We start from the raw sequence: 11,564 nt of genomic DNA, 5'->3' as shown, positions 1-11,564 counted from the left end.
CACCTTACGGGACGGTGGTGAGGGCCGGGACAGTTGTTATCGGAACGCGATATGTGTGGCGTGAGCACGTTGATCCGGACACACCCGGACGACGTGCTCACGGGCGCCCCGACTGTTGCCCATTCGCGCGAGTTCCAGGTCTTCTCTTCCGGATCTCGCTGGACGCGCGACGCCGGGTATCCCTCCCCTAACCCCTAAGGGCGGGGGATCCGCTCGCCGGTCCGGACAAGCGCGGAAGACAGGGAGGCCGCGCGGAGTGGGCCGACGCGCCGGCCCGGCCCGCCACCGCCGCTCCCGAGGAGCTCGCCGCCGACAAGAACTTGGTCACCGGTCGGGCGCTCGACCCGCGCCGCTCCACCCGTACCACCGCCCGCGACACGGCCGAACCACCGCATGGGCCGATCACACGGCCCCTGCTGTCCGCGTGTGGTGCGGACGGTAGCGGGGCGTCAACTGAACGACACCGCCTTTTCGTTGGCTTCCGTCTGCCGGGTGTGGGCGGTCACGAGGAGCGGCAGCCCGGTCGGTGTGGTGCGCAACAAGGCCGGTGTCGTCACCCACCCCGGCGGATGCCGGAACGCGGCAACCGTGTTCACCCGCTCCCGCCCGGGCGCCGACGACACAGCGACCGGCCGCGCCGACGGCGCTGCGGCCGCCTGTGCCATCGCCGCGCCGCGGGCCGGGGCATCCACGGCGTGACGGCCGACAGGCGGCTGATCGGCCGCCTACCCGGAGCGATGAACGACAAGGGCCAGGACTCCAGCAGGAGGTCGGTGCGTCGCCGTACGCCACGAGTTGGATCACGAGCCCATCCCCGAGCCGTACGGGGCACGAGTGGGGCGGAACAGAGACTGGAGGCGATCCGAGACACTGACTTCTGTACAGAGGACTGGCATGGCTCTACGAGGTGGACGAACGATTTCCGCGCTGACGGTCGGCGCGGTGACGGCCATGACGGCAGCGCTCACCCCCGTGACGGCGTTCGCGGCGGGGGATCCGCTCCAGCAGTACGCGCAGCAGAAACTCCGTTGGGAGCGCTGCGATACGGGCGGGCCGGCGGAGTTTGAGTGCGCGAAGGTCAAGGTGCCGCTGGACTACAGCGACCCCGGGGGCCGGAAGATCGACCTCGCGATATCGCGGATCAAGGCGGGCAGTGCGAAGGAGCGGCACGGCGCGCTGCTGATGAATCCCGGGGGCCCGGGCGTTCCGGGGCTGACCATGCCCGTGGAGATGGAGCCGCTGCTGCCGGCGGAGGTACGGGAGCGGTTCGACCTGATCGGCTTCGACCCGCGCGGGGTCGGGCAGAGCTCGCCGATCGGCTGCGGCCTGACGGGCGACGAACAGACCTTCCATCACCCCTACAACGCACGGACGTTCCCGAAGGACGTGGCCCGGGCCCGGACGGTGGCCGACAAGTGCTGGGCCAAGGCGGGGGACGTGCTGCCGCACATCACCACGCGCAACACTGCACGGGACATGGACGTCGTCCGGGCGGCACTGGGGGAGAGGAAGATCTCCTACTTCGGGTACTCGTACGGCACCTACCTGGGTGCCGTCTACACGCAGATGTTCCCCCAGCGCTCGGACCGGTTCGTGCTCGACAGCGCGCTCGATCCGACGCTCGCGTGGCGAGGGGCGTTCCGGGGGTGGTCGGCGGGGGCCGAACTCGCCTTCACCCGGTGGACCGAGTGGGCCGCCGCGCGCAACGCCTCGTACGGGCTGGGCCCGACTCCGGCGGAGGTCCGGAAGACGTACGGGGAGCTCATCGCCCGCGCCGACCGCACGCCCGTCCCGACGACGGGCGGGGCGCTCAGCGGCGGCGCCATCCGTTCCGAGTACGGTGCGTTCGTCCACGTCGCGACCGTCACCCCGTGGATCGTCGCGTTGAAGGACGCGGCCGCGGGCGGACCGCCCGCGCCGGCCACGCCGACCGCGTCGGCGGTGTCCGACTCCGTCCCGGTCCGGTCCGCCGACGTGGGGGCGGGGGCGGGGGCGTTCAGTGCGGACGTTCCGGCGGACAACCAGTCCGCCGGAACGTGGGCCGTATTCTGCGGCGACACCCGCAACTGGCCGCGCAACCCCGAGCAGTACCGCCGGGACGTGATCCGGGACCGGGCCAAGTACCCGCTGGCCGGCGACCTGGGGGCCAACATTCAGCCGTGCGCGTTCTGGAAGTCGGCGGGAAGCGAGCCGGCCACCGTGGTGAGCAACGACGTCAACGCGCTGATCGTGCAGAACCAGTGGGACCCGCAGGCGACGCTGGCCATGGCGCAGGGCATGCGGCGGTCGCTGCACGGCGCGCGGATGGTCACGGTGGCCGGCGGTGAGGGCCACGGCGTGGTGGTGGCCGGCCCGTCCTGTGCGGACGCTGACGTCACGCGGTACCTGACCACGGGCCGGCTGCCCGCGAAGGACCTGACCTGCGGCGGCTAGCGCCATGACCGCATGATCCATTGCCACCGAAGGTTCGACCGGTGTCGCTGCTACTCGCTGGGCATGCCGGCACTACGAGGCTTCGATGCTCTGCGGGACAGGTGCGCGAGCAGCTGACCCGCGCCGACGGCCACGTAGAGCACGACCAGAACCCCGAGTCCGAGGTCAAGCCAGTCATAGGCCGCGCCCCTGAAGAGCGAGGCCCACGCCCTGGCCCCCGCGACGGATCCGGCAACCACCAGCAGCACCGACGCCACGGCGTACAGCGCCTTCGCGGCCCTGGGCCGCCGCTCTTTGAGCAGTTCACCACCCGCACCGAGCACGACCAGCGCGGCGAAGGCGTCGTGCGGCTCCAGACGCCCCGTCCCGATCGCGTCCACGATGTTGATCAGAGCGCCGATCGACCCGACGACCAGGACACCTTGGGATATACGGCGGCTCATCAACCCTCGCCCTGCAGGCAAACCTCGTTGGCAATGAATCGATCCTTGCTGTCGCAGGATAGTGACACCCGCTCCCGCCCAGAGGTTTGGGTGTCACGGCCCCCGTGACGGTGTCAGGTGTCGCACGGGTGTCAGAGCCGTTTCCCGGGCCGACCGCCGGGCCGTCCGCGGGCCGCCGATGGGAACCGGCGATGGCCGGCAAGCACCAGGGGGCCGCAGTCGACGACTGCGGCCCCCTGGTGCTCCTGCCCAGCTAGATCCAGGTGTCCAGCCACATCCGGTCGCGCCACGACCCGTCCGGGATCGGCGTGCCCGTGTAGATCGGCCAGAAGTAGATGAAGTTCCAGATGATCAGCAGGACCAGGACGCCCGCCGCGATCGTGCCCAGCGTCCTCCGGCGTTCCCCCGAGGGGTCGCCGCTCACCAGGCCCAGCTCCTGTTTCGCCCCCGCCCCCGCCGCCGGACCCAGCATCGCGCCGATCATCATCGTCACCGCCAGGCACAGGAACGGCACGAACACGACCGCGTAGAACAGGAAGATCGTCCGCTCCTGGTAGAAGAACCAGGGCAGCCAGCCCGCCGCCACACCGCAGGCGATCGCCCCCGCCCGCCAGTCGCGCCGGAAGAACCAGCGCCACAGCACGTACACCAGCGCGAAGCACGCCGCCCACCACAGCAGCGGCGTCCCGATGGCCAGCACCTCGCGGGAGCACTTCCCGGTCTCCGACGCCGCGCAGCCCGGCTGCTCCGCCCAGAAGTACGAGACGGGCCGGCCGAGCACGATCCAGCTCCAGGGATTGGACTGGTAGGTGTGGCCGGAGGTCAGATTCACATGGAACTCGTAGACCTGGTACTCGTAGTGCCACAGGCTGCGCAGCCAGTCCGGCAGCCATGTCCAGGCGCCGCCCCTGCCGTCGGTCTGCGCCCAGTTCCGGTAGTAGCCCTTGTCGGTGACGATCCAGCCGGTCCAGGAGGCGAGATACGTGAGGATCGTGACCGGGACCGTCGAGACGAACGCCGGCAGCAGATCCCGCTTCAGCACCGCCGCGTACGGCCGTACCGCACCCGCGGTCCGGCGCGCGCCCACATCCCACAGCACCGTCATCAGACCGAAGCCGACCAGGATGTACAGGCCGTTCCACTTGGTGGCGAAGGCCAGCCCCAGCATCAGGCCGGCGGCGAGCCGCCAGGGACGCAGGCCGAGCCGCAGATTCTCCGCGACCCACGCATCGGGGCGCAGCACACCCTCCTCGTCGACCGGCAGCGCGGCGGCGAGCCTGCGCCGCGCCCAGTCGCGGTCGATCAGCAGCGCGCCGAACGCCGCCAGCACGAAGAACATCAGCACCAGGTCGAGCAGCGCGGCGCGGCTCATCACGAAATGCAGACCGTCGACGGCGAGCAGGGTGCCCGCCAGGCACCCCAGGAACGTCGAGCGGAACAGCCGCCGCCCGATCCGGCACAGCATCAGCACCGACAGCGTGCCGAGCACCGCCACCATGAACCGCCAGCCGAACGGCGTGAAGCCGAAGATCTGCTCACCGATGCCGATGATCCACTTGCCGACCGGCGGATGCACCACGTAGCCCGGATCCACCGGGATGTGCACCTTCGACGGATCGGCCAGGATCAGCTTGTCGATGTCCTTGGGCCAGTCGCCCTCGTACCCCTGGTTGATCAGCGCCCAGGAATCCTTGGCGTAGTACGTCTCGTCGAATATCAGCGCGTGCGGGCTGCCCAGGTTCCAGAACCGCAGCACCCCCGCGACCAGCGCCACCAGCAGCGGACCGCCCCACGCGGACCAGCGCACCAGGCGCGCGGCCAGGGGCGGGGAGATGCCGAGCACCGCCCACAGCTGGGCGCCGGGCCGGGTGTACGGCGGAACCAGCCGTTCACGCAGCCCGATTCCGGGCCGGGGCGAATGGCCGAAACGGCGCATCCGCTGCGGCCAGGAGGCGGGCTCTTCGCCGTGCGGTTCCCCGGCGTCTTGGCCCTGCCGGGCCTCGGGCGCAGTACTCGTCACCGCGCCATCGTAGGGAACGCATCTGTGCGAGTGCTGTCGCCCGTGCTGGGAGGATGACTCATGTGACTGGAACGACTGGAACGCTGGTACTCGCAGGAACCCCCATCGGCGATGTGGCGGACGCCCCGCCACGCCTCGCCGCCGAACTGGAGACGGCCGATGTCGTGGCCGCCGAGGACACCCGGAGGCTGCGCCGCCTCACCCAGGCGCTCGGCATCCACACCACGGGCCGGGTCGTCTCCTACTTCGAGGGAAACGAGTCGGCCCGTACGCCCGAACTCGTCGAGGCTCTGACCGGCGGCGCCCGTGTCCTGCTGGTCACGGACGCCGGGATGCCGTCCGTGTCCGACCCCGGCTACCGGCTCGTGGCCGCGGCCGTGGAGAAGGACATCAGGGTCACCGCGGTCCCCGGCCCGTCCGCGGTGCTCACCGCTCTCGCCCTGTCCGCGCTGCCCGTCGACCGGTTCTGCTTCGAGGGCTTCCTGCCGCGCAAGGCGGGCGAACGGCTCGGCAGGCTGCGCGAGGTGGCCGACGAGCGCCGCACCATGGTCTTCTTCGAGGCCCCGCACCGGCTCGACGACACCCTCGCGGCGATGGCCGAGGTCTTCGGCGCCGACCGCCGGGCGGCCGTGTGCCGGGAGCTGACCAAGACGTACGAGGAAGTGAAGCGCGGCCCCCTGGGCGAGCTGGCGGCCTGGGCGGCCGAAGGGGTACGCGGCGAGATCACCGTCGTCGTCGAGGGAGCGGCCGACTCCGGACCCGAGGAACTGGACGCGGCCGAGCTGGTGCGCAGGGTGCGGGTGCGCGAGGAGGCGGGGGAGCGGCGCAAGGAAGCCATCGCCGCCGTCGCCGCGGACGCGGGGCTGCCCAAGCGCGAAGTCTTCGACGCGGTCGTGGCGGCAAAGAATGCGGAGCGAACCGGCCCTGCGTAGGTCAACGAACCGACGTGGTGAGCAAAGCCGGAATCACGAGGCGGGCCTTTCTGCCACGAGTAGGCCAAAACCGCTCCAACACTCGACACGTTCCGATGCTTTTCCGCCAGTAAGGGCGTCCACTGGATCAGGGACGCATTCTCCGGAGTGTTCGTCCGGCGGAGCAAAGGAGCAGGCATGAGCGAGATCACACCCACCACCGTCCATGAGGCGTATGCCTTCGCCTGCATGAGGTGTGGACACGGCTGGGAACAGGCCTACGAGATAGAGCACCACGTCGACGGTTCGAACAACGACTACGTCATATACAAGGCGGACGGGGAACGGGTTCCCTCACCGCTTTCCCGGCCCACCTGCATGAATTGCGACGGACACCTGGTCCGCATCATGGGGTCCGGCCGGGTCTCGACCGTCCAGAAGCTGCTCCACAACCCCCAGCCGACACGGCCGCCGATCGAGGACACCGGCGCAGGGGAGACCGCGGCCGCCACCGCCGCACGCGCGGGCACGCAGCATCACTGGCACCTGGCCGACCTGCTGCACCCGTTCCACCGCAAGTAGGGCACCCGGCTTCCACCACAGGTGGGGCACCCGGCTTCCACGCCGACGAGGTGCCCGGCTTCCATCGGCGGCGAGGCGTCCGGCCTCCACCGCCGACGAGGCGCCCGGCTTCCCATGCCGGCGAGGCACCCGGCGCGGTGCTCGTACGATCGTCGGCATGAGCCGTACCGAAGCCCCGCCGCTGCCCGAGCCCCTCCGGGTACCGGTCGCCGATTCGCACACCCACCTGGACATGCAGGACGCGACCGTCGAGGAGGGCCTGGCCAGGGCCGCGGCGGTCAATGTGACCACCGTGATCCAGGTGGGCTGCGACGTGGCCGGTTCGCGCTGGGCCGCCGAGACCGCCGCCGCGCACGCGAACGTGCACGCGGCGGTCGCCCTCCACCCCAACGAGGCGCCGCGCATCGTGCACGGCGACCCCGACGGGTGGTCGCGGCAGGGGGCCCGTGAGGGGGGCGGGGCGGCGGCGCTGCACGAGGCCCTCGCGGAGATCGACGCGCTGGCCGCACTCGACCACGTGCGCGGGGTCGGCGAGACCGGGCTCGACCATTTCCGTACCGGCCCCGAAGGCATGGCCGCGCAGGAGGAGTCCTTCCGCGCCCACATCGAGATCGCCAAGCGGCACGGCAAGGCGCTGGTCATCCACGACCGCGAGGCGCACGCGGACGTGCTGCGCGTCCTCGCCGACGCGGGCGCCCCCGAGCGGACCGTCTTCCACTGCTACTCCGGCGACGCCGACATGGCCCGGATCTGCGCGGACGCCGGGTACTTCATGTCCTTCGCGGGCAACGTCACCTTCAAGAACGCCCAGCCGCTGCGGGACGCGCTGGCCGTCGCGCCGATGGAGCTGGTCCTGGTCGAGACGGACGCACCGTTCCTGACGCCCGCGCCGTACCGCGGACGACCCAATGCGCCGTATCTCATCCCGGTCACGCTGCGTGCCATGGCTGAGGTGAAGGGCGTGGACGAGGACACGCTGGCGTCGGCCGTCGCGGACAACACGGCCCGCGCATTCGACTACTGACCGTACGCACCCACCGGCCGGGTCCGGTGCGCGGTCGAGCGGTGGAACTCGTGCGCGCGCCGGGCGCGAGCCCCCGGTCGCGCCGCGGCCGTACGCTTACCGGGTGAGCACCACTGAGCCCGACGCCCTCCTGGGCCCCGCAGACATTCGCGAGCTGGCCGCCGAGCTGGGCGTACGCCCGACCAAGCAGCGCGGCCAGAACTTCGTCATCGACGCCAACACGGTCCGCCGGATCGTGCGGACGGCGGAGGTCCGCCCGGACGACGTCGTCGTCGAAGTCGGTCCGGGGCTCGGCTCGTTGACCCTGGCGCTGCTGGAGGCGGCGGACCGGGTCGTCGCCGTCGAGATCGACGACGTGCTGGCGGGCGCCCTGCCGGCCACGGTCGCCGCCCGGATGCCGGGACGCGCGGACCGGTTCGCGCTGGTGCACTCCGACGCGATGCTGGTCCGGGAGCTGCCGGGCCCGGCACCGACCGCGCTGGTCGCGAACCTTCCGTACAACGTCGCCGTGCCGGTCCTGCTGACGATGCTGGAGCGGTTCCCGTCGATCGAGCGGACCCTCGTCATGGTGCAGGCCGAGGTCGCCGACCGGCTGGCCGCCAAGCCGGGCAACAAGGTCTACGGCGTGCCGTCGGTGAAGGCCAACTGGTACGCGGACGTGAAGCGGGCCGGGTCCATCGGCCGCAACGTCTTCTGGCCCGCCCCGAACGTCGACTCCGGTCTGGTCTCGCTGGTGCGGCGCACCGAGCCGATCCCGACGAGCGCGAGCAGGGCCGAGGTCTTCGCGGTCGTCGACGCGGCCTTCGCCCAGCGCCGCAAGACGCTGCGGGCGGCCCTGGCCGGCTGGGCGGGTTCCGCGCCCGCGGCCGAAGCGGCCCTCGTCGCGGCCGGGATCTCACCGCAGGCCCGCGGTGAGGCGCTGACGGTCGAGGAGTTCGCCGCCATCGCCGAGAACAAACCGGCCGGGAACGAGCCCGCCGGGAACAAATCGGCCGGGAACGGGCCCGCCGGGCACGAGCCCTCCGAAAACGGGCCCGCCGGGCACGAGCCCTCGGGGAGCGGCGAGTGAGCGTCACCGTCCGCGTACCCGCCAAGGTCAACGTCCAGCTCGCGGTCGGTGCCCCGCGCCCCGACGGCTTCCACGACCTGGCCAATGTCTTCCTCGCCGTCGGCCTGTACGACGAGGTCACCGTCAGCCCCGCCGACGAGCTGCGCGTCACCTGCTCGGGGCCGGACGCCGCGAAGGTCCCGCTGGACGCGACGAACCTCGCCGCCCGCGCCGCGATCGCCCTGGCCGAGCGGCACGGCATCACACCCGATGTGCACCTCCACATCGCCAAGGACGTCCCCGTCGCGGGCGGTATGGCGGGCGGCAGTGCCGACGGTGCGGCCGCCCTGCTGGCCTGCGACGCCCTCTGGTCCACCGGCGCCACACGCGAGGAGCTCCTCGCCATCTGCGCGGAGCTGGGCAGCGACGTTCCGTTCAGCCTGGTCGGCGGCGCGGCCCTCGGGGTCGGCCGCGGCGAGCGGCTGACCCCGATCGATGTCGGCGGAAGCTTCCACTGGGTCTTCGCGGTCGCCGACGGCGGGCTCTCCACCCCCGCCGTCTACGGCGAGTTCGACCGGCTCACGGCCGGTACGGACGTCCCGGTCCCCGCCGCGTCCGACGCGCTCCTGGACGCGCTGCGGGCCGGTGACACCGCCGCCCTCGCCGGCGCCCTGAGCAACGACCTCCAGCCCGCCGCGCTCTCCCTGTGCCCCGCCCTGGCCGACACCCTCGCCGCGGGCACCGCGGCCGGAGCCCTGGCCGCCCTGGTCTCGGGCTCCGGGCCGACCACCGCGTTCCTGGTGGCGGACGAGGAATCGGCGCAGAAGGTGGCCGAGGCCCTGATCACCTCGGGGACGTGCCGGAACGCCCGGCCCGCGGTGTCCCCGGCGCCGGGGGCGACGATTCAGCGGCCGTAGTGGTAGCGGCACGAGACGATACGTACCTCGTCCTCGACCACGCGGTGGATGAGCCGGTGCTCCCCGCATACGCGCCTCCCGGTGTGCAGTGACGTACAGGAAGCTGTACGAGCCGGGGCCGCCGGGAGGAAAGGCCGCCCGCGGAAACCCGCCCGCGGGCCCCGTACCCTGGGAAGTCGATCGATCCCCCGGGGCAGGAGTGAAATGGCCGTCAATCTGGTCAATGTCGAGCAGGTCAGCAAGGTGTACGGCACCCGTGCCCTGCTCGACGGCGTGTCGCTCGGCGTGTCCGAGGGGGACCGGATCGGTGTCGTCGGCCGCAACGGCGACGGCAAGACGACCCTCATCCGGATGCTGGCCAGGCTGGAGGAGGCGGACAGCGGCCGTGTCACCCACAGCGGCGGGCTGCGCCTCGGAGTCCTCACCCAGCACGACTCGCTCGACCCGGAAGCGACCATCCGCCACGAGGTGATCGGTGATCTCGCCGACCACGAGTGGGCGGGCAGTGCCAAGATCCGCGACGTGCTCACCGGGCTCTTCGGCGGGCTCGCCCTGCCGGGCTTCGAGCACGGCCTGGACACCGTCATCGCGCCGCTCTCCGGCGGCGAGCGGCGCCGCATCGCGCTGGCCAAGCTGCTCATCGCCGAGCAGGACCTGATCGTCCTCGACGAGCCGACCAACCACCTCGACGTCGAGGGCATCTCCTGGCTGGCCGGACATCTGCGGGTCCGCCGTTCGGCGCTCGTCTGCGTCACCCACGACCGCTGGTTCCTCGACCAGGTCTGCACACGCATGTGGGACGTCCAGCGCGGCACGGTCCACGAGTACGAGGGCGGCTACAGCGACTACGTCTTCGCCCGCGCCGAACGGGAGCGGATCGCCGCGACCGAGGAGTCCAAGCGGCAGAACCTCATGCGCAAGGAGCTGGCCTGGCTGCGCCGCGGCGCCCCCGCCCGTACCTCCAAGCCGCGCTACCGCATCGAGGCGGCCAACGAGCTGATCGCCGACGTGCCGCCGCCGCGCGACACCAGCGAGCTGATGAAGTTCGCCAACGCGCGCCTGGGCAAGACCGTCTTCGACCTGGAGGACGTGACCGTCCAGGCCGGCCCCAAGACGCTGCTCACCCACCTCACCTGGCAGCTCGGCCCCGGCGACCGGATCGGCCTGGTCGGGGTCAACGGCGCGGGCAAGACCTCGCTTCTGCGGGCGCTCGCCGAGGCGGCCCGGACGCAGGGCGACACCCAGCCCGCCGCCGGGCGGGTCGTCGTCGGCAAGACCGTCAGGCTGGCCTACCTCTCCCAGGAGGTCCAGGAGCTCAACCCGAACCTGCGGGTGCTCGAAGCGGTGCAGCAGGTACGGGACCGGGTCGACCTGGGCAAGGGCCGGGAGATGACCGCGGGCCAGCTCTGCGAGCAGTTCGGCTTCTCCAAGGAGAAGCAGTGGACCCCGGTCGGCGACCTCTCCGGCGGTGAGCGGCGCCGGCTCCAGATCCTGCGTCTGCTGATGGACGAGCCGAACGTCCTCTTCCTCGACGAGCCCACCAACGACCTCGACATCGAGACCCTGACCCAGCTGGAGGACCTCCTCGACGGGTGGCCCGGGTCGATGATCGTGATCTCCCACGACCGGTTCTTCGTCGAGCGGACCACGGACCGGGTGATGGCGCTGCTCGGCGACCGCACGCTGCGGATGCTGCCGCGCGGGATCGACGAGTACTTGGAGCGCAGGCAGCGGATGGAGGAGGCGGCCACGCCCTCCGCCGCGCCTGCGGCGGCCAAGGAGAAGGCGGCGCCGGTGGCGGCCGTCTCCCCGCAGGCCGCACGTGCGGCGAAGAAGGAACTGCAGAAGGTGGAGCGCCAGCTCGACAAGATCTCGACGCGGGAGACCTCGCTGCACGCACAGATCGCGGACAACGCCACGGACTTCGAGAAGGTGGCGAAGCTGGATGTGGAGCTCCGTGAACTGGTCGCGGAACGCGACGAGTTGGAGATGCGCTGGCTGGAACTGGCCGAGGACGCCTGATCGTTGAGGCGCCTTCGGCGTGAACCGGTCGCAGTGATGCGACCCGTGCGACCCGCACGACTCGTGTGACCCGCGCGAATTGGTGCGAACAGGTGTGACCGGTGGGGTCTGTGGGGCGGGTGGTAGAAAGAAGGCTTGCCCGGCACAGGTGCAGATGCCGGCCC

Annotated in this window: 10 protein-coding genes; 8 read left to right on the top strand and 2 right to left on the bottom strand. The window is 71.4% G+C overall.

The window, feature by feature from the left end; translation table 11 throughout:
- The first annotated feature begins 426 nt into the window (after positions 1–426).
- Both ACFVT1_RS16355 and ACFVT1_RS16350 read left to right on the top strand, forming a co-directional pair.
- A complete protein-coding gene (locus tag ACFVT1_RS16355) occupies positions 427–699 on the top strand; it encodes a hypothetical protein (protein ID WP_389795714.1) in 273 nt (90 codons plus the stop codon).
- 252 nt (positions 700–951) lie between these two features.
- Positions 952–2,433 (top strand): alpha/beta hydrolase, encoded by a 1,482-nt coding sequence (locus ACFVT1_RS16350; RefSeq protein ID WP_389795712.1) that lies wholly within the window; start codon positions 952–954, stop codon positions 2,431–2,433.
- A 50-nt stretch (positions 2,434–2,483) separates the two neighbouring features.
- Here ACFVT1_RS16350 and ACFVT1_RS16345 read toward each other — a convergent pair whose 3' ends face one another.
- On the bottom strand, positions 2,484–2,876 hold the full coding sequence (locus ACFVT1_RS16345; protein WP_389795711.1) for a hypothetical protein: 393 nt from the start codon (positions 2,874–2,876) through the stop codon (positions 2,484–2,486).
- A gap of 253 nt (positions 2,877–3,129) precedes the next feature.
- Positions 3,130–4,896, bottom strand: a complete 1,767-nt coding sequence (locus tag ACFVT1_RS16340; RefSeq protein WP_389795710.1) for a dolichyl-phosphate-mannose--protein mannosyltransferase — start codon at positions 4,894–4,896, stop codon at positions 3,130–3,132.
- A gap of 53 nt (positions 4,897–4,949) precedes the next feature.
- Here ACFVT1_RS16340 and rsmI point away from each other — a divergent pair, with 53 nt between their 5' ends.
- The 6 genes from rsmI to ACFVT1_RS16310 all read left to right on the top strand — a co-directional run bounded on the left by rsmI (position 4,950) and on the right by ACFVT1_RS16310 (position 11,400).
- Positions 4,950–5,828, top strand: a complete 879-nt coding sequence (rsmI, locus tag ACFVT1_RS16335; RefSeq protein ID WP_389795708.1) for a 16S rRNA (cytidine(1402)-2'-O)-methyltransferase — start codon at positions 4,950–4,952, stop codon at positions 5,826–5,828.
- Between the two features lie 177 nt (positions 5,829–6,005).
- Positions 6,006–6,389, top strand: a complete 384-nt coding sequence (locus ACFVT1_RS16330) for a hypothetical protein (protein ID WP_389795706.1) — start codon at positions 6,006–6,008, stop codon at positions 6,387–6,389.
- 157 nt (positions 6,390–6,546) lie between these two features.
- Positions 6,547–7,413, top strand: a complete 867-nt coding sequence (locus ACFVT1_RS16325; RefSeq protein ID WP_389795704.1) for a TatD family hydrolase — start codon at positions 6,547–6,549, stop codon at positions 7,411–7,413.
- 103 nt (positions 7,414–7,516) lie between these two features.
- Positions 7,517–8,482: a 16S rRNA (adenine(1518)-N(6)/adenine(1519)-N(6))-dimethyltransferase RsmA gene (gene rsmA, locus ACFVT1_RS16320; protein ID WP_389795702.1), complete on the top strand. Its 966-nt coding sequence runs from the start codon at positions 7,517–7,519 to the stop codon at positions 8,480–8,482.
- Positions 8,479–9,378, top strand: a complete 900-nt coding sequence (locus ACFVT1_RS16315; RefSeq protein ID WP_389795700.1) for a 4-(cytidine 5'-diphospho)-2-C-methyl-D-erythritol kinase — start codon at positions 8,479–8,481, stop codon at positions 9,376–9,378. Before rsmA ends, ACFVT1_RS16315 begins: the two co-directional genes overlap by 4 nt.
- 204 nt (positions 9,379–9,582) lie before the next feature.
- Positions 9,583–11,400: an ABC-F family ATP-binding cassette domain-containing protein gene (locus ACFVT1_RS16310; protein ID WP_389795698.1), complete on the top strand. Its 1,818-nt coding sequence runs from the start codon at positions 9,583–9,585 to the stop codon at positions 11,398–11,400.
- Positions 11,401–11,564 lie beyond the last annotated feature (164 nt).

It is taken from the genome of Streptomyces sp. NPDC057963 (genome assembly GCF_042887155.1).
GTDB lineage: Bacteria > Actinomycetota > Actinomycetes > Streptomycetales > Streptomycetaceae > Streptomyces.
Note: the sequence above shows the minus strand (reverse complement) of the source record. Positions and strands in the feature narration are given on the sequence as shown.